The sequence below is a fragment of the Tateyamaria sp. syn59 genome (genome assembly GCF_007995245.1).
Taxonomy (GTDB): Bacteria; Pseudomonadota; Alphaproteobacteria; order Rhodobacterales; family Rhodobacteraceae; genus Tateyamaria.
This window is the reverse complement of sequence record NZ_VCBA01000022.1, coordinates 16557-40930: the sequence shown is the minus strand read 5'-3', so window position 1 is coordinate 40930 and position 24374 is coordinate 16557. Positions and strand designations below refer to the sequence as shown.

Here is a 24374-nt window from a genome sequence, read left to right as displayed (position 1 = left end):
CTCGTCAGATCGCAAGCACGAAGACGGCCAGCATGGCAAGGCCGCTGATCCGGCTCATCGGGTCCTTGATGGCAAAGACCACCGGGTCGTCCTGCATCTGCCGCCGCTGCGCGAGGATGAGGGCGCGGCCGATCCAGTAGGTCATGATCGGGCAGACCAGCAGAAGGATTTCGGGGCGGCTGTAAAGCTGCGTGACCGTGTGGCCCGAGACATAGAGCGCAAGGACCGTCACCGCGTTGAAGCCTGCCGCCGCCGAGAGTGCTGCGATCATGCTGAGGTCGACGTTTTCGTAATCCCGGTTCTCGGGCGAGGCGCGGTCGGCGTCGGCGCAGGCCGTCAGTTCGACAAAGCGCTTCATCAGCGCCAGCGAGACGAAGATCGACAGGGCAAAGACCAGCAGCCAGGACGACAGCGTGACGCCGAAGGCGACGGCACCGCCAAGCAGCCTCATGGTGTAGAGCCCGGCGAGCGTGAGCACGTCCACCAGCAGAACCTGTTTGAGGTAGAAGGAATAGGCTGTCGTCATCGCGAAATAGGCCGAAAGGACCACGGTGAAGGCCCATGAGATCGAGAGTGCCAGAACACCGGCGAGGACCAGGAGGATGGGTATCGCCAGCATGGCGTGGATCAGGGGGATGTCCCCCCGCGCCAGTGGACGGTTGCGTTTGGTGCGGTGGGCGCGGTCATCCTGCAGGTCCACGAGATCGTTCAGGATGTAGCAGGCTGAGGCCGCCATGCAGAAGGCCAGTGCGGCCACCACCGAGATGAACAGGTTCTGGAAGCTGAGCGCGTGGGCGGCGATCATCGGAACGAAGATCAGCGCGTTCTTGGCGTATTGATGCACCCGGAATTGCCGGGCCCAGTCGCGCAGGGTGGCGCCGCGATCTTCGATGAACTGGGCGTGGGGGGCCATCTTGCGCAGCCGTGAAGAGACGCTGGGCGGGGTGCGGATGGCGATGGGTTGGCGCGCGTGTTCCCAAACCGGCAGGTCGGCGGCGGCGTTGCCGATGTAGTCAAAGCCCTTCTCGCCGAACTCCTTGACCAGCAGGTCAGCCTTGGCCCGGCCCGACAGATTGACCGTGGCGGTGGTCGCGTAATAGCCGGTGAAGAGGCCGAGGTGGTCGGCGACGGCCTTGACCATGTCCTCGTGCGAACCGGAGGCCAGGTAGACCTTGCGCCCGGCCAGTTGGGCGAGGCGGATCATCGACAGGATCGTCTTGTCATAAGGCAGCGTTTCGGGCGCGCAGTCGGCCCCTGCGCAGAGGTATTCCTTGAGCGGTGCGCGGCCCTGGTTCAATGCGCCCAGCATGCCGAAGACAGAGCCCGGCGCGCGGCCGAGGCGGCGAAAGGCGGTTTCGACCAGCAGGTCGGACCGCAAAAGCGTGCCATCCAGGTCAACCACCAGCGGTGTGTCCACAGCGGTTTCGAGGTCGGGCAGGTTCGGAAGTGCCGCAGCCGTGTCGTCGTCAACGGCGGTGGCGCGGGCGCCGCCCTGCACCTCTGTCATGTCAGAGTTTGAAAGGCTTTCGACATGGTTTTTGACCGTCATGCGCGTCTCTTTCTCTGGGTTCTGGTCCCGTCTCGGGCCGTTTGATCGTGTGTCGGCGGTGCCGCCGCACACCCTTGTGTCTCGTGCTGCCGCCTGTATTGCGGCGGGCGGTACGACCGCCATCCGCCCCACATGGCGCCCACATGGTTTATGTGCCCAAGGCGGCATTCACGGCCGCCGCGGCACCGTGTCTGCAAAAGTAAAACCGTTGCAAATCTGTTCCAAAAGCCTCTTGAGCATCGGCAGGGATGCGCCCAATTGCAGGGATCATCGGCGGCAGAAGGCCGGAAAATACGCGGCAGATGCCGCACCGCTGGCGGGCACATTGCGTACGCGGCACACCAAACCGTATCTAAGCTGTGCCGCCGCAGGAATCGCTGCCGAAGCGGCCTGCGGGGTCCGTATGGCCCGACGCATGATTGTTCGAGTGCCGTTCAGCCGCCTGATTTCTGCAGGCGTGCCGGGAGGAGGAGCATGGGACCAAAACGCCAAGATACACGCGCCCCTTGGCTGCGCCGGGGTCTGGTTGCATCCGCGCTTGTCCTGGGCGGCGCCGGTGCGCTGTTTGTCTTTTCCAAACCTGACCTTGATGCGATTGCGCGCACCGGGATCAATGCCGAGATCGGGCGCATCGCCGGTGCGCATGCTGATCTGCGCGACGACAGTGCAGTGACCGTGCGCCCCGACCTGCGGGTCGTGGTGGCCGATCCGATTGTTGAGTTGGGCGACGATCAGGGTGCGCTGAGCGTGGCGCGGATCGACGCGACCCTGCGCCCGACGCCGCTGCTGCAGGGGCAGGCCGAGATCGCCAGCCTGCATCTGCACCGTCCCCACCTGACCTTCGACAGTCTGGATGTTGCCGCCCTGTTTGGTCACTGGGCGGATGATGCAGAGGCCACGGCTGCGCCTGCGCATATCGAAATCGTCGACGGTGTTCTGGATGTGGCGGACGCCATGTACCTGTCGGATCTGAACCTGTCCATCGCACAGCCCGGCGTGTCCGAGGGCGTGATGGTTCAGGGCGACTTTGTCGTCGGATCGCGCCGCGCCATCATCGGGTTGCAGCTGGACGATCCGCACCGCGCCTTTTCCGAGGTGGGCAGCGCGGGCAGTCTTTCGATCCGATTTGATCCCGCGGACGAGCCTGTGCCTGCCGATCAGGGCAGTGCCGACCCCGAGACCGGCCTTTTGGCCGACGTGCGGCAGGTGGTTGAGAATATCTCTGCCTTCGGGCGCAGGCCGCTGACCATTGACGGGCATTTTGCGATGACCTCGGAGGCGATCCGCATTTCTGACGCCACGGTGTCCCACAGCGGGATTGCATTGACCGGTGATCTGCACGTGCGTGCGGCGGGGGCCGACCTGCCCGTGTTGGCCCAGCTGCTGGCCGTTGAGCGGGGGCTGGACGCGGCCGTGTCCGATCTGATGCACGCGGTGGACGTCGGAAACTGGGCCGATGCCCCGATCAGGACGAATTGGATCAACGGGCTGGAGGCCGACTTTACCCTCGCCGGGCAGGATCTGTCCGTCGGTGGCACGGACATCGACACGGTGTCGGTGTCTTTGATCGCCAAGGCGGCAGGCGCGTCGCTGGATGTGCTGATTGACAGCGAAACGCTGGGCCGGTTTTCAGCGCAGATGGGCGTGACGCAGACGGGCGAGGTTGACGTCGCCGCAGCGCTGTCCGACGCGTCGATGACCAGCCTCAGCCAACCGATTGCAGAGCGGATGCAGGCCCGGCTGATCGGCACGCCGCAATTGCCCGAAGGGGCGCTGGATGCCGATCTGCGGCTTGACGGGCGCGGCGCCACGCTTGGAGCGCTGTTTGGCAGTCTGTCGGGTGCCGTCACCGCGTCGATGCAGGACGGTAGCCTGAGCGGTGGCGACGTTACCGCAACGCTGCAGACCCTCGCCAACGGGCGCCAGTTCATGACCAAGGAGAAGGGCCCGCTTATTCCCGCAGCGGGCCGGACCTATTTCGACCTGATCGACGGGCATGTGGGGATCGAGGCGGGCACCGCGCGCATCTCGCGCCTGACCATCGCGGGCGACCGGCTGGAGATTGATATGCTGGGTGAGGTCGGCCTCAAGGACGGTGCGGTGTCCGTTGTGGGCAATGCGCAGCTGTCGCCTGCGCAGGAACCGGAGGCCGAGGACATCGCGCGGCATGTTGACCTGCCCTTTGGCATCGGCGGCACGGTGTTTACTCCCATGGTGGCTGCTGGCGTGCCGCAATTTGAGATGGCGGCTCATGTTCCGTCCCATCACATGGCCCCGTGACGAAAGACATGGCACGCGGTGCGCCGCCCCGGTGAAGCGGGGCGCGCATCCGACCCCGAAATTGAATTGAACACATGTCCAGTAACACCCCATCCCACCGTCGCCCCCTATATCAAAGCCCCTGGCTGGCGGTGGCGATTTTCCTGGTCTGGCTGATCTACTATTCCAACCTGCTGTTCCCCGGCCTTGGCGGCATGTTGAACGCGGGCGACTCGGCCAAGTTTCAGACGTTGGGCCACACGTCGATCCTGGTCCACGGGCCGGGATACCCGTTTGTGCTGCTGATCGGCACGCTCGTGCGCGCGCTGGATCTGCCGTTCGAGCCGTGGCGGGTGATGACGATTGCGATGGCCTCCATCCCCGGTGCGCTGGCGGTCGCCATGAGCTTTGTGATCGTGGGGCGGGTGACGCGCAGCGCGCTGTTCGGGGTGGCGGCGGCGTTTCTCTTGGGCAGTGCTGGTCTGATGGCGGTGCAGGCGACAGAGGCAGAGGTCTACCCCCTCGCCCTCGCCTTTATCCTGTCTGTGGTCTTTGCCCTGATCCTCTTTGTCGAGACAAAGCGCACGCGGTACTTCATCCTCGCCTGCGCGATCTATGCGCTATCCTTTGGCAATCACTTGATGATGGTGATGCTGGCGCCCGTAGGGCTGCTGGTGATGGCGACGCATTACCGCCAGCTCTTGCGGCCCAAGGTTCTGCTGGCCGTGGTTGGCCTGCTGGCCGTGGGGGCAAGCCAGTACCTGTACCTGGCCTGGGTCACGCATGCGCCCACGACGGCCTATTCAGAGTACCTTCCACTTCCGCCTACCGTGTCCGAGTTGCGCGACTATATTGCAGGCACTTACTTTGGCGACCTCTATGGCTCTGGCCTGCAATCGCTGCAGACCGCATTGGTCCTGTGGGGCACCCTGAGCCAGGCCCATCCCATGCTGTCGGTGCCGGTTATTGCCCTGGGCCTTGTGCTGTTCGCTGTCGGCTGGCGCGGTCGGGATGTGCGTTGGGTGAGCATCGCGCTGGTGCTGGGCACGGCGCTCGCCTTTGTGCCCTTCATGATCTGGTACGGGGCCTATGACATCCAGGCGTTTCACCTGCCGGTTCTTGGCCCGCTTCTGATCGGGACGATTGCGGCCATTGGCTGGTGGGTCGCGCGCTGGCCGCGGGTGCGCCCGTGGATTGGCGCCCTTTTGCTGACTGTGGGCGTGTTTCGGGCCGCGCAGATGGCGCTGTATCTCGATGCGCGAGAGCCGGATTACGCCGGACTTGTCGACACGCTGGATGCGGTCATGGCGCAGGCGCCGGTTGATCAGCCTGTCGTGTCCATGTCCTACGGGCTGCGCATGGCGACGCTCTATCACGAGCTGTTGGACGAGGTGCCGCAACCGGCCATCTACCGCGTGACATGGCGAACCGAGGAGGCGATCCCGGATGAGGGTCCTGTCGGCGGTGTGGTGATCCCGACGGACGGCGAACAGATGCTGCGCTGGATCGAGCATCGCAATCCGGGCCTGTCCTGCCGCACCGTGCCCATTGAGCAACCCGACCCGGTAAGATGGCCCGCCTATGGCTTTGTTTGCGACCGCTTGGACGCATCGACAGAAGTGGCGCAAGACTAGGCAGATGCCCGCTCATTAACCAAATGCTTGAAAAAGCAGGACGACGCTGCGTCAACTATTCTTACATTACGTCACATGAGCGGCAATCCGCTTGATCCGTTGACAGATACGCCGCACCTTTTGCGCACGGGCTCTTAGCCGAATCGCCAAAGCGCCCGAGACGTTCCGACTACAACCGTGTTTCGGCTATAGAAGGTACTCTGCCTTGCGCATATCCCCTGCCCTGTTCGGCGTTTCGCTGACCGCTTTCATCCTGTCCTGTTCTGGTCACTTGCCAATGGCGAATGCCGAAGTGGAACGCATGGACGTCATTGATACCATGGCCCTGTCCGAGGCGGCCCTGTCTCTTGATCTTCCCGACGCAGAGATCCCGCAAGGGCTGCGCATCGTGGACACCGAGATCGTCAGCCAACTGACCGGCGCCGCGTCCCCGAACGCCACCGATGCCCGCTGGAACGTGCATGGCACCGATCTGGGCCACATGTTCAAGCACAAGGGCGATCTGTTCATGGTGTTTGGTGACACCTACGGGTCGGACGGTGGCGACTGGCGCAGCAACACGCTGGCCCGCATGGCGGATCCGGACCCCGCCAGCGACTTTTCCATTGCCGCCATGATCGAAACCGCCACGGGTGCGGCCAAGGAAGTGATCCGGTCGGCCAAGATCCCCGGCTTTGAGTGGACCGTGATCCCGACTAACGGCATCTCGCTGGGGGAGCGGATGGTGCTGCATTACATGTCGGTGCGTATGTGGGGCCAGGATGACAAGTGGTATGTGCGCCGCTCGGGCCTCGCCTATTCCGACGATGACGGCCAGAACTGGACGCGGTCAGACACGGCGATGTGGCCGGCAGGCACCGGGTTTGAACAAGTGGCCTATGTGGAACACGAGGGGCTAATCTATGTCTTTGGCATCCCCCAGGGCCGGTTTGGCGGTGTGCGGTTGGGCCGTGTGACGCCCGAGGACGTGTTTGATCCGCCGGCTTATGAATACTGGACCGGCATCGGCTGGGCGCGCGATGTCCATGCGGCTCAGGCGGTGGTGCCTGCGCCTGCGGGCGAGTTGTCGGTGGCGTGGAGCGAGGTGCATCAATCGTGGTTGATGATGTATCTTGAGCCCGTCGAACGCGCAGTTATTCTGCGCACCGCGCCGACCATGACCGGTCCTTGGACCGACGCGCAGATCGTGGCCCATGCGGACCAGTATCCGGGCCTCTATGCGCCCTACATCGTGCCCGGCCAGACCATCGACGACACGGTGTATTTCACGATGTCCAAGTGGAAACCGGTCTACAACGTGTTTCTGATGAAGGGCACAGTTGAAGCGTCTTCCGTGGAAATGGCGGTCATGGACGCCACTGACCTCATCGAACCGGGTAGCACAGTCGAGCAGATCGCGGAGTAGATTGCCCGCGCACCTCGCGCGACTTCGCTCATGATGCGAAGGCTTTCGGCGCTCTTTCGCCCCCTTGGCAGAGCGCCGGACGCAAACGGGCGAAAATGCTCCGCCCCATGGGCGCGATCTGGCAGGCTTTTGCCGCTGGCCGCGCCCTGACTTGCCGCAAGCGGCACAACCCACAACCTTTGCAATGAACGACGACGGAGCGCTGCGCTTGAGCAATTGGCGGGCTGCGTCGCCTGTATGTGTTTGACGTGAGGATGTCGCCATGAAACGCAATTTGTGGGTTTTGAACAGGGGCCATGCGGCCACGTTGCTGGCCACGGCCCTGGTCGGTCTGCCCATGGCCGCGCAGGCCTATGTGGGTCCGGGCGCGGGATTGACCGCGATCGGCACCATGATCGCCCTTATTGCGGCGCTGATCCTCGCCGTTGTCGGGTTCGTCTGGTATCCGGTCAAGCGGATGATGCGCGCCAAGAAGGCCAAGGCCGAGATCCAGCCCACCCCGAGCGAGACCGAGAGTTGAGCATCGCGGCCCTGTGCCTGGGCCTTGTCGCATTTATCTGGGTGCTGAGGGCGCTGCACGCCCAACAGGTCGCCGGCGGGATCGTGACCACCACACAGGACGCGCTGTCGGTGATGATGAACAGCGACATCGCCGAAGAGGAGAAGGAAGCGCGCGTGCAGCGCGCCTCGCTCAAACTGCTGGGCGGGTTTTTCCGGATCACAGGCATCGGCGTTGCGGCCATTGGCGCGTCGGTGCTGGTGGTGTGGGGTGGTGCGGCGCTGGGGTTTTACACGGTTGAACATGTTGTGGCCGTTGCCTTGGGCTGGCCGTTCCTGCTGGGCTCCACAGTTGCGGCGATCGCGCTTTGGATTGCCCTGGACCGGTTGCGCAAACGCTCGGCGGAGGGCGATACGCGGGCGGACGTGCCCTACGGTCCTATGGACAGGGCATTGCACGATTTCGCCTTTGCCTCGTCCGAGCGCCAGATCCGGCTTGGGTCGTTTGAGACGAAGGTGTACCGCCGCCGCATCGACATGGACGCGGCCCGCAGGCCGGTCTTTGTCACCTCCCTGCCCCGTGCGGGCACCACCATCATGCTGGAAGGGTTGGCGGGCCTGCCCGAATTTGCCTCGGCCACCTATCAGCATATGCCATTCACCTTGTCTCCGCTGCTGTGGGGCGGCTTTTCGCGTGCCTTTCGCAAGGCCGGGGACAAGAGCGAGCGCGCCCATGGCGACGGGATCGAGGTTGGCATGGACAGCCCTGAAGCGTTCGAGGAAATGCTATGGATGGCGTTCTGGCCCCGGCATTTCGAGGGTGAGCGCATCGCGCTATGGACCCCGCAAGATCGCAATCCGGAGTTTGAGAACTTCTTTCGCACGCACATGGCCAAGGTTGTGGCGACGAAGCCGGGTGCCGCGCGCTATATCTCGAAAAACAACGCCAATATCGCGCGGCTTGGGTTGCTCGAGCAGGTGTTTCCCGACGCGTCCATTGTCGTGCCGATCCGCAATCCGCGCGCGCAGGTGGCCTCGCTGATCTCGCAGCACCAGCGCTTTGCCGAACTCCACGCCCGCGAACCCTTTGCCCGGCGGTACATGGAAGGGATCGGGCATTTTGAATTCGGCGCGGCCCTGCGGCCTATCGCATTCGGCCCGCAAAGGGCGGGCGCGCTGGGTGCGGAGCATGTGGATTTCTGGCTACGCTACTGGATTGACGCCTATCAACACGTGTTGGCGACAGCCGGGCCGCAAACGGTCTTTGTCGATCATGATGCGCTATGCACGCAACCCGAAGCGCATTTGCCCGACCTCGCCGCCGCTATCGACGTGCAGGATCCGGGCGAGGTGGCGGCCATCGCGGGCATCCTGCGCCCACCGCGCGCGGTTCCCGATGTGCCGGGCGCGTCACCGGCCTTGTTGCAACGCGCCGATATTCTGCATGCCGAGCTATGCAATCAAGCCATAGGCCGTGCGTCGTCTTCATTTGGAAAGGTCATGGAATGAAACTGCCCTCATCCGACAGCTTTGCGCGCGGATTTTTTATCGTCTCGTTTGCGCTGATCGCCATGGTCTACGGGATCGTGTCGTCCTGGTGGGGCTGGTTCCCCGCCCCGCAGATCGGCGAGGCGCACCGGACCTATCTGGATGTCTCGCAGAACTGGCGCAATGACATCGGGCTGGAACCCACGCGCCACCTGGTCGCGCCCAATGACACGGGCACGCCGGATCCGGACCGCGGGTTTGAACAGCGCCCCGGCACGGAGCGGATGCCGGGTTACGTGCTGATCGCAGGGCTGAGCGACGATCAGGACACATCGGTCTTTGCCGTGCGCCTGATGGATGCCAACGGGGACGAGGTGCACCGTTGGCCCATCAACTACGAAAACTTCGATCCCGACACGCCGCCCCAGAACGTCATGCTGCACGGGATGGAAGTGTTCGAGGACGGATCAGTCGTTGTGACCTTTGACGTGGGCAACGCCATTGCGCGGGTTGACCAGTGCGGCCAGACCATGTGGAGCGTGCGCGGCGGGTTTCACCACTCGATCACGCGTGACGGGGCTGGCGGCATCTGGACCTGGTATGGCGAGGATATGGTACGCCTTGACGCGGCGACGGGCGAAAAGACCTTTTCCCTGAACCTGCGAAACGACATCGTGGCGGCCAAGAACGGGGATCAGCGGGCTATCTTTGACATTCGGGTGCGTATGCCGGATGACGCCGATGGCCAGGTTACCTATTTGAATGACCCGTTCCACCCCAATGATGTCGAGATGCTGCGCCCGGACATGGCTGATGCATTCCCGATGTTTGAAGCGGGTGACCTGATGTTCAGCCTGCGCGAACCCAACCTTGTTGCCGTCGTGGACCCGCAGACCGGCATCCTGAAGTGGTGGCAGCACGGGCCGTGGTTCAAACAGCATGACCCGGATTTCGAACCCGATGGCACGATCACCGTCTTTGACAATGCGACGGGTGCGATGCAGTCGCGGATCCTGCGGATCGACCCGCGCGACCGGCGCGTGACCGTGGACTTCGCAGGCACCGAGGACGAGCCATTCTATACCTGGCGCCGAGGCAAGCATCAGACGCTGCCCAACGGCAACCTGCTGTTGACCGAGGCCGAACATGGCCGCTTGCTTGAGGTGTCGGGTGACGGAGAGGTGGTGTGGACCCATGACATGGTGTGGGACGAAGACAGCAACCTGATCGTGACCGAGGCCCGCCACGTGCCCGAAGATTTCTTTACCAACGGATTGCCGTCCTGCAACGAGACCATTGCGCTGTCGCAGTAGTCTTGCCCGGCCGGTGGATCGGTGCCGCGCAGATCCCGCTTGCAAAATGGCGCGGATTTTAAGATTGCACGCAGTGAAGACATTTTGATCGGGTGGTGGGAACGCCGCGCAATGGCGCACTCAAGGCCGAAAGCGCGAGCGCCCTACTCGGCATTGCAAGGCAAGATTTCGGACAAGCGGCATGACGAATATTCGGCGCAGTGTGGTAAAACGGTTGGTGCGTGGGCAGATGAAGTCGCCGCCCATCGCCAAGGCATCTGCCTACGGTCTGGGCCTGATGGGCTACCGCGGATACCAGATTGCCAATCTGGCTGACCATGCGGGCGTTGTGCTGGCACCCGTCTTCGAGGCCGGAGAAAGCCGTGTTGCGGCCCCCCGCTCGTTTGGCAAAGACACCGAGTTGCTTACCCGGCCGCTGCCGCCCATCCGCCCGGTCTTGCTGGAGGATGTCACGGCGAAAACCGGATCCTCGTTTATCTACAAAAAGCACAACGTGCTGTTGCCGGACGAGATGTACAGCAAGCTCGATCGGATCAGCCTGGTCACCAACAGTGGATTTTTCTTTCAGGACTACTTTGTCACCAAACACGAGAAGACGGACGACATTCCACAGGGCATTTGTGCGTTCGGACATGGTGACGTGAACTGGTACCATTGGTTGGCAGAGATTTTGCCAGTCATCTCACTGACCCAGAACCTGCCTGCGGAATTCGACGACTACCCACTTCTGCTGCCGGAGACGGCAGAAAAGATCCCATCGTTCCGACAGACGCTTGATCTGTTTCGCGGCAACCGAGAGGTCGTCATCCTGCGCGACGATACGGCGTACCGTATCAAAAGGCTGATCCATATTCCTGCACCCGTATCTGGCCCATTCAATATGCGCGACCACATGTGGCCCGTACCAGCGGATTACACCCAGAACGTGGGTGTCGTGCAGCAAGTGCGGGACACCATTCTGAATGCTCTGGGGATCGCGCCTGATCGCGATAGCCCGAAACGCGTCATTCTGGTTCGTCCCCCGCGAGCGCGGTCTTACAACCAGGATGAAATCCGCACTGCGGCCGAGGCCCGTGAATTTGAAGCGGTTCAAATGGAAAAGTTGAGTTTCCGCGAGCAAGTGAGCCTGATGCACAATGCCGATGTGGTGATCGGCCCGACCGGGGCGGCCTTTGCCAACACACTGTTCATGCGCCCCGGCAGTCAAAGCCTGGTCTGGGCCTTGCGCGAGTATTCGGGCGGGTGCTTTTTCTCGAACATGGCGCACGTGTCAGGGTGCGAGATGACCTATTGTTTCGTCGAGGCGGATGAGCCGATCATCAGCACGTTCGATGCGTTTGGTGCGTCCTATCAGTTGCCGGTCGACGTGTTTTCGCACCATATCGACACGGTGCTCGCGAGGTCGACCACGCCCGGCGATGACGCACGCAGCATGATCACAGGCTAGCGTCAGACGGAACACTAGGTCGTTGGCTCGGCCTTTTCATATTGCCGGTCATACAACCTGCGGAACAGGCCGTTTTGGGCCAGCAAGGTGTTCAGGTCTCCCTGCTCTTCGACCCGGCCGTCCTTGATCACCAGAATGAGGTCGGAGTTGATGATCGTGGACAGGCGGTGCGCGATGACGATGGTTGTGCGCCCTTTGGTCAGTTCATCGAGCGCCTGCTTGACCAAATGTTCGGATTCAGAATCGAGCGCGCTTGTTGCCTCGTCCATCAGCAGGATCGGACTGTCACGCAACACGGCGCGCGCGATGGCGAGCCGCTGCCTCTGGCCACCCGACAGGCTGGCACCGTTTTCACCGACAATGGTATCGTAACCGTCATCGAACTGGCTGATAAAGTCGTGAGCATGTGCGGCCTTAGCTGCTGCGATGATCTCGTCATCGGTGGTTTCCGGTTTACCCAAGGCGATGTTCTGCCGGATCGTGCCGGAGAAGAGGAACGTATCCTGCCCGACAAAGGCGATCTTTTCCCGGAGCGAGGCAAAGGTCGCTTCGCGCAAGTCCACGTCACCGATGTCGATCTGTCCAGAGGTGGGGTCGTACATGCGCATGATCAGGTTCATGATCGTGGACTTGCCACCACCTGATGGACCCACAAGTGCGGTTGTTTTACCGGCGGGAAAGACGACATCGAGCCCGTTCAGGATCGTTTGATCATCCTTGTACTCGAAATGCACATCGCGAAGATGGACAGCGCTGGCACCCGCGGGCAGGTCGCGCGCGTTTTCGGCTTCGACCATGGTGACGGGCATATCAACAACTTCGTACATCACGCCGACACCGATCATCCCGGCCTCAATTGTGACCCGCATCCGGGCAAGGCGCTTGGCCGGCTCATAGGCCATCAAAAGCGCTGTCACAAAGGACATCAGCTGCCCCGGTGTGCTGGCCTCTTCGCCGAAGAGGTTTACAACACTCAGGGCGACAACGGCTGCGATGGCAAAGCCGGACAGAGTTTCCATCAGCGGGCTGGTGGCCGCCTCAAGCCGCGCGATGGCGTTGGCGCGGTCTTCGACATTGGCGACGGCGGAGTCCATCCGCTTGTTCATCCGGTCTTCAAGCGCGAAGGCCTTGACCACACGAATGCCGATGGCCGTTTCCTGAATGACCTTGATGATCTCTGCCATCGAGGTCATCTCGGCCTGCATGATGTCGCGCACGCGCACTAGGATGCGGCGCACGCCGTAAAGGGCAACAGGCCCGAAGACCAGCGAAAACAGCGACAGCGTGGGCTGCTGGTAGATCATGACGGCGATGAGCCCGATCAGGGTCAGCAAATCGCGCACAAACCCCATCACCAGCGTTTCGACCACAGTTCGTGCGGCCTGTGCCGAATAGGTCACCCGCATCAAGAGGTCGGAGGAGTCCCGTTCGGTGAAGAAGGACACGCCGTGTTTGAGGATCGCGGCGTAAAGGCGCCGCTGCTGTGCCGCGACAATGCTGTTGCCAGCGCGGCTTAGAAATACCGTTTGCGTGTAGGTTGCGATGCCTTTGACGGTGAAAATCAGCGCAACCGATGCCGCGACGCCAAAGACCTGCGCCCGGTTGCCGGACTCGATCATCGAGTCGATGATGTCCTTCATGATCCATGCCGTTAGCGCCGTTGTTGCGGCAATACCAACCATGGCCACCATTGCGATCGAGTAGTTCCGGATCTGAAGGCGGAAGTTTTCCCGCAGCAGGCGGACGATCAGTCTGCTGTTCAATTTGTCGAGCGTGCTCTCAAACATGCAGATACATTCTGGTTCCGTTGGACAAGGATGGACAGCTAGGCATTAAACCATATTCTGTAAAGTCGAAACGACGACGAGGCGTCATTGCGCGGTTTGCGGGTCGTGTATGACGCGCATGTGGCGATCCCTGTCTTTTTCAAACTGCGCGCGTGTGTAACGGAAAAAGATATCCTGCGCATCCCGGCCCATCTCTTCGGCACCCAACCGCCTGTAAAACGCAAGGGCGCGGGCGTTGCCGATGCGCGCGTCAAAGTTGGATGTCGTCAGGTCCAGACGCTCGAACGCGATCATGTAACTGAGCACGGCGCTCTCGAGCGCCGCCTTTGCCGGTTTCGTATTGTCCAGGATCCAGCTGCCCCATGTGAATTCGTCGGCTTCGATATCGTAGAGCCGCACAACACCGCAAGGCTGTGCGGTGTCGAGCCGCTCAATGATGTAGTAATACTCTTGCCCCGCCGCTTCCCGGTCGAGATATCGCCGCAGCCAGTTTGCCTGATCCTCTACCGTGCCTGTCACGGCAGAAAGATGCTGATTATAGGCGGGATCCATGCGCAGGCTGTAGATGTATCCGGCATCGCCGGGCCGTGCGAGACGCAAAGCAAGGCGCACACCTTCCATCCGTTCAACGCCTTTGTGTGTCATGATGTGACCCCCTTGTTTCCCTTGCGCTATGGCGCGCTGGTTCCGATCTGGTTGCAAACGGTCCAAAAAATGGTCGAATAAGGCGAGGGACTGTCGCATTCCACATGATCAAGAACAAGTGTAGACCGGCGGCACACCTGAACTTTGAAAAACGGCTGAGCATATGGCGCAAATCCCCTTCCTTGATCTTCGCGCGGCCTATCTGGCGCTGCAACCGGACATTGACGCTGCAGTTCAGCGCGTTCTGGCCAGCGGCTGGTATATTCAGGGGCCGGAAGTCGAGGCGTTCGAGACCGCCTATGCGACGTATTGCGGTGCAAAACACTGCGTCGGCGTCGCCAATGGCTTGGACGCCCTGATCCTGGGTCTGCGCGCCCTGGACATTGGTCCGGGCGACGAGGTTATCGTGCCGTCGCACACCTTTGTGGCCACATGGCTGGCGGTTTCAGCCGTTGGGGCAACACCAATCCCCGTGGAGCCGCACGCGCAGACCTACAATGTCGATCCGGCACTGGTTCCAAGTGCTATCACGGCACGCACCCGCGCGATCATTGCAGTACACCTCTACGGCCAGCCCGCAGACCTTGATCCGCTTTTGGAGGTCGCGCAAAAGCATGACTTGGTGCTGGTCGAGGATGCCGCCCAGGCGCACGGGGCCATGTACAAGGGCCGCCGCATCGGCGCCCACGGAGACGTGGTGTGTTGGAGCTTTTATCCCGGTAAGAACCTTGGCGCGCTTGGCGATGGCGGAGCGATCACCACCGATCGCACGGATATTGCGGACCAGGTGCGTGTGCTTGGCAACTACGGATCCAGCAAGAAATACGTCAATGACGAACAAGGCACCAATAGCCGGCTCGATCCCGTGCAGGCGGCAGCGCTGGCAGTAAAACTTGAGCATCTGGATGCCTGGACAGCGCGGCGGCGTGAGATCGCAGGTAAGTACAGCAGCGCGCTGCAGGGCGTTACGACGCCCTTTGTCCCGAACTGGGCCGATCCGGTGTGGCACCTCTATGTCGTGCAACACCCAAAACGGGATGCCTTGATGGCAAAACTGTCCGAAGAAGGGATCAGTACCTTGATCCACTACCCCATCGCGCCGCATCGGCAAAAAGCCTACGCCGGGCTTGGATATGCCGCAGGCGCGTTCCCGCTTGCCGAGGTGCTGGCAGACAACATGCTCAGCCTGCCGATTGGACCGCAGATGCCCGATGCGGATGTGGACCGAGTCATTGAAACCGTCAACAGGGTGGCGCCGACGCTATAGTGTCGGGCCACGGCCGTCGGAATGTCATCGCCATCGCTCTCCTATATCCTGCTGACCTATAATCAGCGTGACACCGTGGCAGCGGCTGTCAGGTCTGCCCTTGAGCAGACGGATGTCACCTTAGAAATCGTCATTTCGGATGATTGTTCACGGGACGATACTTTTGACGTGATCGAAAAGACCGTCGCGGGTTACAGCGGACCGCACCGGATTATTCTGAACCGCAACTCGCAGAACCTCGGTCTTGCAGGTAACCTTCACAACATGCACGAGCTAAGCAGCGGCGACGTTTTGATCGCGGCGGCAGGCGATGACATGTCCTATCCGCATCGCAGCGCCGAGATTGCGAAGGCGTTTGGGAAGAAGGACGCGCTGCTTGTTTGTTCTTACGCCGATGTAATCGACCTCGATGATCAGCCTGTTGAGGGCAATTTCCGGACAGCTCTGTTTTACAACAACTGGGACACGCCGCGCGCCGCGCGGTCCAAGGCCCTATACATCGGGGCGACAGGTGCGTGGCACCGCAGCCTTTATGAAAAGTACGGCCCCCTTGATCCGGACGCATACGAAGATCTGGTACTTGGGTTCCGTGCCGCATTGGAAGACCGCGTTGCGGTTATCGACAGACCGCTGGTGCAGTATCGCCTTGGCGCGGGACTAACCAGTTCGGACGGATACAATGCGGATATTGCGGCCTTCAAAGCCCGGCGGCGGAGAGGGTTCTTGGCCCAGCAGGCCATCATGCGCCAGCGCAAGCTTGATGCGTTGCACTTTGGTTTGACTGAAGATCACAAGGTTCTGGATGTTCTGCGCACCGAACAGGTCAAGGCGGACTTGGGCGCTGCGTACTATGCCGACGACAGAGCGTTGTTCCATGGTCTGGCCGCGCGTCATCCCCTGCTGGCGCTTTACACATGGCAAAAAGAACGCAGGCGCGCCCGCAAGATGGGCCTCTGAACATGGTTGAAATCACCGTCTTTTTGCCCGTTTACAATGGTGCCGCCTTTCTGGACCAAACGCTGGCCTCTCTGCGCCAACAGGACTTTGCCGGGTTCGAGGTGCTGTGCATCGACGATTGTTCGACCGACGACAGCCGCGCCGTGATCCAACGGTACGCGGATGCGGATGACCGAATCAAATACCTGCACACCGGCCATAACCTTGGCAGTGCCGCGAGGGCCGTGAATTTCGCGGCTTCACACGCCACTGGCCAGCGGTTCGTTTATTCCTCGCAGGATGATATGTTTTCGCGCGACTGGCTGTCCCAGCTTCATGCACGTGCGGTTGAGACCGGGGCAGATGCGGTTCTGCCCGATGTTGTGTTTTATCATGCTGACGGCACGGACGACCGCAGGATCATGGGTTACCAGGGCGATAGAAAAAAAATCCTGTCCGGGCGCGAGGCCTTTGTGGCGTCGCTGGATTGGACAATTCCCGGCAATGCTTTGTGGCCGATGCGGCTTTTGAAAGATACGGGCTTTGATGATTTCAACGCGTTCGCCGATGAATATACCGTGCGGCGTTTCTTTCTCGCCTGCGACAGCATCGCCTTTTGCGCAGGCGTGTTCTTTTATCGGCAGGATAATGCCACCGCGATCACAAAGGGGCCGAGTGCCGCCCGTCTTGATGCAGCCGATGCCAGCCTGCGCCTGTGGCACCTGATATGTGACAATGGCTTTGGTCCCGACGTGCACGGGCCATTTGCTCTGCGCACCTTGCGGGCGACGATCCGGGCGCAGGCCATGGTGTTCAACGCCCCCGAGCTTGCCAGTGAAACGCCACGTCTGACTGACGTGTGGCTGGCTATGCACCGCTCGGCACCCTTTCAAACATCCTTGGCCGCAGCGGGCACCGGCGTGTTCAAGCGGCTCGCGTACCAGCGCGCTGTCCGGTCACATACTTGGTTTGTGGGTCTTGCGCGGTTATCTGCCTCAATCGCGCGGCGTAAAGACCGGTGAGCCCACACATATTGCTTGTTCGCGCGCTTCGCGAGAAACACGTTTCAAATCCTGCCGCACAGGGTATGAAAGACACTCCTGTACGTGCAGTGCACAAACATCAACCTGGCCATGAAAACCCAAGCTTGAGATGACATCGACATGAACGAAGACATCCCTCACTTCAACGGAAACGCCAGCATGATCGACCTGCCGATCGTCTCTGATCCGCGTGGCGATCTCACTTTCATTGAAGGGGGGCGCCACGTGCCCTTTGACATCCGTCGGGTGTATTACCTCTACAACGTGCCCGTCGATTCAGAGCGCGGCGGTCACGCGCACCGGGAGCTTGAACAGGTCATTTTTGCCCTGTCCGGCAGCTTCCGCATGAAAATCGACGACGGAACGACCAAAGCCGACGTATGGCTGCGCAACCCACGGCGCGGTCTCTACATCAAGAACATGGTTTGGCGCGAAATGGACAATTTCAGCCAGGGCGCTGTCTGCATGGTTCTGGCGTCTCACTTCTATGACGAGGCGGATTACTATCGTGACTATTCCGAGTTTTTGGCCGCAAGCAAAGCAGCCAAATAGCGGAACCGCCTTCCACGGCCCTTAGATATCCAGCGTGTGCTCTTTTTCCCAGCTTGAGAAATGGGACACGAAGGATGTCCATTCCTGGTGCTTGAGCTTCAGGAAGGCGTCAGAGAATTCCTGGCCCATCATTGCTTTCAAACTGGTATCGCCGTCATACGCGCGCAGGGCGTCCAGCATGTTCAGGGGCAGCTTGGCAGCATCCTTCACATTGTGGCCTTCGGCATACATGTCAATGTCGAGGCGCGGGCCCGGGTCTGCCTTGTCCTTCAGGCCCGTCAGCCCGGCGGCGATGATGACGGCTTGCAGCAGGTACGGATTGGCCGCGCCATCGGGCAGGCGCAGCTCGAACCGACCGGGGCCCGGCACGCGGACCATGTGGGTGCGGTTGTTGCCCGTCCAGGTTACGGTGTTCGGCGCCCAGGTCGCACCGGAGAGGGTCGTGGGCGCATTAAGGCGCTTGTAGGAATTCACCGTCGGGTTCGTGATCGCCGCCATGGCAGTGGCATGGGCCATAATGCCGCCCAAAAAGTGTTTGCCCTGTGCGCTCAGGCCGACCTCACCGGTCGGGCCATCACCGTTACCTGCAAACACGTTGGTGGTGGCGGCATCGCCCGGCGCGTCCCAGACCGAGATATGGGTGTGGCAGCCGTTGCCTGTCAGCCCCTCGACCGGTTTCGGCATAAACGTTGCGCGGAGCCCGTGCTTTTCAGCAACCGACTTGGTCATGAACTTGAAAAAGCTGTGCTTGTCCGCTGTTTTCAGCGCGTCGTCGAATTCCCAGTTCATTTCGAACTGGCCGTTCGCGTCCTCGTGGTCGTTCTGGTACGGCCCCCAGCCCAGATCGAGCATGTAGTCGCAGATCTCGCGCACCACATCGTAACGGCGCATGACCGCCTGTTGGTCGTAGCAGGGCTTTTCCGCCGTATCGAAGGGGTCGCTGATCTGGCTCCCGTCCGGTGTCAGCAGAAAAAACTCTGCCTCGACCCCGGTCTTGACGTGCAACCCTTGCGCTGCGGCTTCACCTATCAGACACCGCAGGACGTTGCGGGGGGCTTGAGCCACATCCTTGCCCTCCATCACGCAATTGGCGGCGACCCAGGCTACTTCCGGTTTCCACGGCAGTTGAATGACCGACGACGGGTCAGGCACGGCCAGCATGTCGGGATGCGCCGGTGTCATGTCGAGCCAGGTGGCGAACCCGGCAAAGCCTGCACCCTCGTCCTGCATCTCGGCGATGGCCTGCGCTGGTACCAGCTTGGCGCGTTGCCCGCCGAACAGATCGGTGAACGAGATCATGAAGTATTTGACGCCGTTGTTCTGCGCGAAAGCAGCCAGATCCGTTATCATAATGCGCTCTCCCCTCTGAATGAATGTCTGAAATACAAAATCGCGCTGCTCAAAACCCCGGCTTGCCCGGATACCAGTCGGTCCCGGCCAGCGGCACGCGGGCCATCGCGGCGGCCTCCATCGTTAGGGCGCACAGGTCTTCGGGTTCGAGGTTGTGCAGATGGTTGTGACCGCAGGCGCGGGCGATGGTCTGTGCCTCAAGCGTCATGACCTTCAGGTAGTTGCGCAGCCGACGCCCCGCATAAACCGGATCAAGCCGCGCGGCGAGCGCCGGATCCTGCGTCGTGATGCCAGCGGGGTCGTTTCCTGCATGCCAGTCGTCATAGGCCCCGGCGGTGGTGCCCAACTTTTGATACTCCGCCTCCCATTTGGGATCATTGTCGCCAAGAGCGATCAACGCAGCAGTCCCGATGGCAACCGCATCCGCGCCCAGGGCCATCGCCTTGGCCACATCCGCGCCGTTGCGGATGCCGCCCGAAATGACAAGCTGCACCTCGCGATGCACGCCCAGATCCTGCAGCGCCTGCACGGCTGGACGGATACAGGCCAGGGTCGGGATACCGACATGTTCAATGAACACGTCCTGCGTGGCGGCCGTGCCGCCCTGCATTCCGTCCATCACGACCACATCTGCCCCGGCCTTCACCGCCAGCGCCGTGTCATAATACGGCCGCGTCGCGCCGACCTTCACATAGATCGGCACCTGCCAGCCGGTGATTTCGCGCAATTCCAGGATTTTGATCTCAAGATCATCCGGCCCCGTCCAATCCGGGTGCCGACAGGCGGAGCGTTGGTCGATCCCCTTGGGCAAGGTGCGCATCTCGGCCACACGGTCGCTGATCTTTTGCCCCAGCAGCATACCGCCGCCACCGGGCTTGGCCCCCTGCCCCACCACAATCTCGATGGCATCTGCCTTGCGCAGATCGTTGGGGTTCATACCGTATCGCGACGGTAGGTACTGGTAGACCAGCTTGTCCGAATGCTCCCGCTCTTCCGGTGTCATGCCGCCATCGCCCGTCGTCGTAGAGGTGCCCGCAGCCGAGGCACCGCGCCCCAGGGCCTCTTTGGCGGGCCCAGACAGAGCGCCAAAGCTCATCCCGGCGATGGTGATGGGAATGTCCAGCTCTATTGGCTTTTGCGCAAAGCGCCCGCCCAAGGTCACCGACGTCTCGCACCGCTCGCGGTAGCCTTCCAGCGGATAGCGGGACACCGATGCACCCAGAAACAGCAGGTCGTCAAAATGCGGCACGCGCCGCTTCGCACCGCCGCCCCGAATGTCATAGATCCCGGTTTCCGCTGCCCGACGGATTTCGGCGTTGACGGCGTTGCTGAAGGTTTCCGACTGGATCGGAACGGTGCGTGGCGTGGTGTCATCCGTTTGTGTCATCCCGCTCTCCTTCAATACGCCGCCGAGGTGTCGACATCGAAGTTATAAAGCTGGCGCGCCGAGCCATAGCGCGTGAACTCTTCCGCTTTCGCATCGGCACCAGCGCGCTCCAGCAGAGTTTCCAGTAAGGCAAGATGCTCTGGCCGCATCTCCTTTTCGACGCAATCGGCGCCAAGACTCTTGACCGAACCGCGCACGAACAACCGCGCCTCGTAAAGCGAATCCCCCAGCGCATCGCCCGCATCGCCGCAGACCACCAAAGTACCCGCCTGCGCCATGAAGGCAGACATGTGGCCGATATTGCCGTGCACGACAATGTCGATGCCCTTCATCGAGATCCCGCAGCGCGAACTGGCGTTGCCCTTGATGACCAGCAGCCCGCCATGGCCGGTGGCCCCGGCGTACTGGCTGGCGTCACCTTCCACGATGACCTCGCCCGACATCATGTTTTCGGCCACGCCCGGCCCAACCGACCCTTCGACCCGCACGGTCGCCTGCTGGTTCATGCCCGCACAGTAATAGCCCGTGGACCCTTTGACCGTCACGTCGATGGGTGCGTCGAGGCCCACGGCAATGGCGTGGCTGCCCTTGGGGTTGATAATCTCCCACCGGGTCCGGTTCGTCTCGGCGGTTTGGGCGTGCAAGGCGGCGTTGAGCCCCCGCAACCCGTCCGCCTCCAGGTCGTAGGTCTGCATCTCAGGCCGCCTTGTCGTGGATGGTCTGCCCATCGGCGTGAGACCAGAAATAGACTGTTGCCGGTTCCGGCTCCCACACGCGGGCGGTGTCGATGCCGGGCAGGTTGACCAAAGCCCGGTATTCGCTTCCGAAGGCGACATATTGATCCGTTTCCGCCATCACGGCCGGTTTGCAGGCGATAGGATCCCGCAGCACACCAAAGCCATCTTTCGTGCCCACGACAAAGGTAAAGAAGCCGTCCAGATCATCGAGGCCCGACTGCAACGCCTCCCCCAACGTCGCGCCCTGCATCATCTTCCACGTGAGGTAGGCCGCCCCCACCTCAGTGTCGTTTTCGGTCTGGATCGTCACGCCCTCGCGCCGCAGCTTTCGGCGCAGGGCATTGTGGTTCGACAGAGACCCGTTGTGGACGAGGCATTGATCGCTGCCGGTGTTGAACGGATGCGCGCCCATGGTCGTTACCGCCGATTCAGTTGCCATGCGCGTGTGCCCGATCCCGTGCGTGCCGCTCATGCGGCTCAGGTCGAAGCGCGCCGCTACATCACGCGGCAGACCCACCTCCTTGTAGATCTCAAGCGTCTCGCCCCGGCTCATGAGCCGAACCCCGGGTCGTATCTCTGCCAGCGCCTTTTGTGCCGCGTCGAACTGATCACTTGGGATATGCGCCACCGCGTGCGTGTCGATCACCCGCTGCGTGACATGGGTGTCCAGCGCAGCGCCCAGATCCGCGTCCAACGCATCAAAATCCGTTTCGGGGTCCGATGATTGCAGCGTCAGCTTCAGCTGGCCTGCCACCTCGGCGCCATAGATCGCGATGCCCGCGCTGTCCGGCCCGCGATCGGTCATCGTGATCAGCATCTCGGTCAACATGTGCCCAAGCTCAGGTGCGAGCGATTGATCCTTTAGGAATAGTCCGACGATTCCGCACATGGCTGTCAGCGCCCCCAACGTGTGTCATTGCCACTGTACGCTAGGCAGAAACCGTCCCATCAACAAGAACATCAGGAAATATTTTTTCCCTTCATGCAAATCCCTGCTGAAATTCAGGGCACGGAACTGCCGTCAAAGGTTACCGGTTATGACCGACAGTACGCCGTTCCGATTTGAAACTGTCCGGTCTGACGACCTGGGTCAGTTGACCTGCGGATAACTGATGACGGACAGATAGCGCGCGGGCAAGCGGACCAAATGCTCAGGCCCGTGTGGGGCATCCGCGTCAAAGAACAGCGTATCGCCGGGCTTCAGCGGATACACCCGGTCACCATGCCGGTAGTCGACTTCACCTTCCAACATGTAGATCGTCTCGATCCCGCCATGTTGGAAGGTGGGGAATACGTCGGATTCTGCTGTCAGGGTGATCAGGTACGGCTCGACAATAACGCCCGATCCGTTGGCCCCGATATGCCCGAGCAAACTGTATTGGTGATTGGCGCGCGTGCCCTCGCGGTCCAGCTCAACGCCCTGCCCGGCCCGCGTATGCACCGCCTCGCGCCGTTCTTCGAATTGACGAAAGAAGCTGGTCAGCGGAACGGACAGCGCATCGGCCAAAAGCTGCAGCGTGGTGAGCGATGGCGAGGTGTTGCCGTTCTCGATCTTCGACAGCATGCCAATCGACAGCCCGGTCACGCGCGCAAGCTCCGCCACCGTGGTGTTCTGCTGCTTGCGCCGTGCGCGAACCTCTCGCCCGATGGCGATTTCGAGCACCTTCTCGCGCTCACCCGACCGCATCGAATGCGGATCCTGGGTCAGCTTCGGGGCCGGACCTTTGTCGTTTTCATTCATGTCAATGCCAGACTGCTGCCCATGCCGGGCCAGATTGTTTTCCTGATAGGAAAAATTCGGGAAAGGTAAAAGGAACTCCGCACACTCGCGCCCCCGTTTGATGCGACAGACCATTCCGCCGCAGGAGAGAGCCATTGTGAAAAAGAGCACTGCGCAGTAGGTATCCTGACGCACACAAAAAGAGCAGCCGGCCGAACCCCTTCATGTCCAAAGACATCTACGTCACCCACCCACATCTGCCGCCTCTGGAAGAGTTTCAGGGGCTGCTCAGCAAAATCTGGGAAAGCGGGCACCTGACGAACAGCGGCCCCTATCACCAGGAACTGGAACAAGCCCTTTGCGACTATCTGAAGGTGCCGTACATCTCGCTCTTCAACAACGGCACCATCGCACTGGTCACCGCGTTGCGCGCATTGGGGATTAAAGGCGAAGTGATCACAACGCCCTTTTCATTTGTTGCGACGTCGCATGCCATTCTTTGGACGGAGTGCACGCCGGTTTTTGTGGATGTAGATGCCGAGAGCCTAAACCTCGATCCCGCACAGATCAGGTCAGCGATCACCAAGGACACGGCCGCAATTCTGCCTGTGCATTGCTACGGGCATCCGGCGGATGTTGACGCCATTGATGCCATCGGCGCGAAACACGACATTCCTGTAATTTACGACGCCGCACACGCGTTTGGGGTGGAATGCCATTGCGGGTCCGTCCTGACCCATGGCGATCTATCGGTGCTCAGCTTTCACGCGACCAAGGTGTTTAATACGTTCGAAGGCGGGGCCGTTGTCTGCAAAACGCCTGAAATGAAGCGCTATGTCGATCAACTGAAGAACTTTGGCCACGAGGGCGAGACGGTCGTGATCGAGACAGGGATCAACGGCAAGATGAGCGAGATCAACGCCGCCATGGGCCTGATCCAGCTCAACCACATCGACGGAGCCATTGCACAACGGGCAGAGATTGACCGCCAGTACCGCGAGCGGCTCGCTGACCTGCCTGGTATTCATTGCGTGAAAGACAGCGGTCAGATGCGAGCCAACTACGCCTACTTTCCGATAAGGGTCGGCCCGGACTTTCCGATCTCGCGTGATGCGCTCTATACCTACATGAAGGAACGCGGGGTGCATCCCCGACGCTACTTCTACCCGCTTATCCCGGAATTTCCGATGTACAGCGCCCTGCCCACAGCAGATAGAACACTCCTGCCCAATGCCGCGCGCGCGGCGGATGAAATTCTGTGCTTGCCGATCTATCCCGGGCTTGATGACGCGTCACTGAGCCGGATCATTGCGCTGCTCCATGATGCAGCCGCCTCTGGCGCGTAGCACGTACTGTC

The 24374-nt window shown here is 61.2% G+C and carries 20 protein-coding genes; 12 read left to right on the top strand and 8 right to left on the bottom strand.

Features of this window, described 5'->3' with window-relative positions; genetic code table 11:
* Positions 1 to 4 precede the first annotated feature (4 nt).
* On the bottom strand, positions 5 to 1549 hold the full coding sequence (locus FD715_RS21385; protein WP_223275028.1) for a UbiA family prenyltransferase: 1545 nt from the start codon (positions 1547 to 1549) through the stop codon (positions 5 to 7).
* 474 nt (positions 1550 to 2023) lie between these two features.
* Here FD715_RS21385 and FD715_RS21380 point away from each other — a divergent pair, with 474 nt between their 5' ends.
* From FD715_RS21380 to FD715_RS21350, 7 genes are all read left to right on the top strand, one after another.
* Complete coding sequence (locus FD715_RS21380) at positions 2024 to 3829, top strand: AsmA-like C-terminal region-containing protein (protein ID WP_189799598.1); 1806 nt, start codon at positions 2024 to 2026, stop codon at positions 3827 to 3829.
* A gap of 74 nt (positions 3830 to 3903) precedes the next feature.
* The gene (locus FD715_RS21375; protein ID WP_147114984.1) at positions 3904 to 5442 is read left to right on the top strand and encodes a protein O-mannosyl-transferase family; all 1539 of its coding nucleotides are present in this window, start codon (positions 3904 to 3906) and stop codon (positions 5440 to 5442) included.
* Between the two features lie 301 nt (positions 5443 to 5743).
* Positions 5744 to 6847 carry a DUF4185 domain-containing protein gene (locus tag FD715_RS21370; protein WP_223275027.1) on the top strand — a complete coding sequence of 368 codons (1104 nt, stop codon included), beginning with the start codon at positions 5744 to 5746 and terminating at the stop codon, positions 6845 to 6847.
* A gap of 262 nt (positions 6848 to 7109) precedes the next feature.
* A complete protein-coding gene (locus FD715_RS21365; RefSeq protein ID WP_223275026.1) occupies positions 7110 to 7367 on the top strand; it encodes a hypothetical protein in 258 nt (85 codons plus the stop codon).
* Positions 7364 to 8854, top strand: coding sequence for a sulfotransferase (locus FD715_RS21360; RefSeq protein WP_147114978.1), 1491 nt, complete (start codon positions 7364 to 7366; stop codon positions 8852 to 8854). The genes FD715_RS21365 and FD715_RS21360 overlap by 4 nt, the downstream gene beginning before the upstream one ends.
* The gene (locus tag FD715_RS21355) at positions 8851 to 10146 is read left to right on the top strand and encodes an arylsulfotransferase family protein (RefSeq protein ID WP_189799597.1); all 1296 of its coding nucleotides are present in this window, start codon (positions 8851 to 8853) and stop codon (positions 10144 to 10146) included. Before FD715_RS21360 ends, FD715_RS21355 begins: the two co-directional genes overlap by 4 nt.
* A 181-nt stretch (positions 10147 to 10327) precedes the next feature.
* Positions 10328 to 11593 carry a DUF563 domain-containing protein gene (locus FD715_RS21350; protein WP_147114973.1) on the top strand — a complete coding sequence of 422 codons (1266 nt, stop codon included), beginning with the start codon at positions 10328 to 10330 and terminating at the stop codon, positions 11591 to 11593.
* Positions 11594 to 11607: 14 nt separating this feature from the next.
* Here FD715_RS21350 and FD715_RS21345 read toward each other — a convergent pair whose 3' ends face one another.
* Together FD715_RS21345 and FD715_RS21340 are read right to left on the bottom strand one after the other, a co-directional pair.
* The gene (locus FD715_RS21345) at positions 11608 to 13380 is read right to left on the bottom strand and encodes an ABC transporter ATP-binding protein (RefSeq protein WP_147114970.1); all 1773 of its coding nucleotides are present in this window, start codon (positions 13378 to 13380) and stop codon (positions 11608 to 11610) included.
* Between the two features lie 84 nt (positions 13381 to 13464).
* Positions 13465 to 14025 carry a GNAT family N-acetyltransferase gene (locus FD715_RS21340; RefSeq protein WP_147114967.1) on the bottom strand — a complete coding sequence of 187 codons (561 nt, stop codon included), beginning with the start codon at positions 14023 to 14025 and terminating at the stop codon, positions 13465 to 13467.
* 163 nt (positions 14026 to 14188) lie between these two features.
* Between FD715_RS21340 and FD715_RS21335 the strand changes: the two genes are divergently transcribed.
* The 4 genes from FD715_RS21335 to FD715_RS21320 all read left to right on the top strand — a co-directional run bounded on the left by FD715_RS21335 (position 14189) and on the right by FD715_RS21320 (position 17823).
* Positions 14189 to 15292, top strand: a complete 1104-nt coding sequence (locus FD715_RS21335) for a DegT/DnrJ/EryC1/StrS aminotransferase family protein (RefSeq protein ID WP_147114964.1) — start codon at positions 14189 to 14191, stop codon at positions 15290 to 15292.
* Positions 15293 to 15313: 21 nt separating this feature from the next.
* Positions 15314 to 16249: a glycosyltransferase gene (locus tag FD715_RS21330; RefSeq protein ID WP_147114960.1), complete on the top strand. Its 936-nt coding sequence runs from the start codon at positions 15314 to 15316 to the stop codon at positions 16247 to 16249.
* A complete protein-coding gene (locus FD715_RS21325; protein ID WP_147114957.1) occupies positions 16207 to 17250 on the top strand; it encodes a glycosyltransferase family 2 protein in 1044 nt (347 codons plus the stop codon). Before FD715_RS21330 ends, FD715_RS21325 begins: the two co-directional genes overlap by 43 nt.
* 141 nt (positions 17251 to 17391) lie before the next feature.
* Entirely contained in the window at positions 17392 to 17823 is a 432-nt protein-coding gene (locus tag FD715_RS21320; RefSeq protein WP_147114954.1) for an FdtA/QdtA family cupin domain-containing protein, read from the top strand.
* 21 nt (positions 17824 to 17844) lie between these two features.
* Here FD715_RS21320 and glnT read toward each other — a convergent pair whose 3' ends face one another.
* The 5 genes from glnT to FD715_RS21295 form a co-directional block, all read right to left on the bottom strand.
* Positions 17845 to 19173, bottom strand: a complete 1329-nt coding sequence (gene glnT, locus FD715_RS21315; RefSeq protein WP_147114952.1) for a type III glutamate--ammonia ligase — start codon at positions 19171 to 19173, stop codon at positions 17845 to 17847.
* A 49-nt stretch (positions 19174 to 19222) separates the two neighbouring features.
* The gene (locus tag FD715_RS21310; RefSeq protein WP_147114949.1) at positions 19223 to 20560 is read right to left on the bottom strand and encodes an FMN-binding glutamate synthase family protein; all 1338 of its coding nucleotides are present in this window, start codon (positions 20558 to 20560) and stop codon (positions 19223 to 19225) included.
* 11 nt (positions 20561 to 20571) lie between these two features.
* Positions 20572 to 21255 (bottom strand): protein GlxC, encoded by a 684-nt coding sequence (locus tag FD715_RS21305; protein ID WP_147114947.1) that lies wholly within the window; start codon positions 21253 to 21255, stop codon positions 20572 to 20574.
* A gap of 1 nt (position 21256) precedes the next feature.
* Positions 21257 to 22186, bottom strand: a complete 930-nt coding sequence (locus FD715_RS21300) for a glutamine amidotransferase family protein (RefSeq protein WP_147114944.1) — start codon at positions 22184 to 22186, stop codon at positions 21257 to 21259.
* A gap of 201 nt (positions 22187 to 22387) precedes the next feature.
* The gene (locus tag FD715_RS21295; protein WP_147114940.1) at positions 22388 to 23038 is read right to left on the bottom strand and encodes a helix-turn-helix domain-containing protein; all 651 of its coding nucleotides are present in this window, start codon (positions 23036 to 23038) and stop codon (positions 22388 to 22390) included.
* Between the two features lie 203 nt (positions 23039 to 23241).
* On the opposite strand from FD715_RS21295, the gene FD715_RS21290 reads away from it, so the two are divergent.
* On the top strand, positions 23242 to 24363 hold the full coding sequence (locus FD715_RS21290; RefSeq protein ID WP_147114937.1) for a DegT/DnrJ/EryC1/StrS aminotransferase family protein: 1122 nt from the start codon (positions 23242 to 23244) through the stop codon (positions 24361 to 24363).
* The last annotated feature ends 11 nt before the right edge of the window (positions 24364 to 24374 follow it).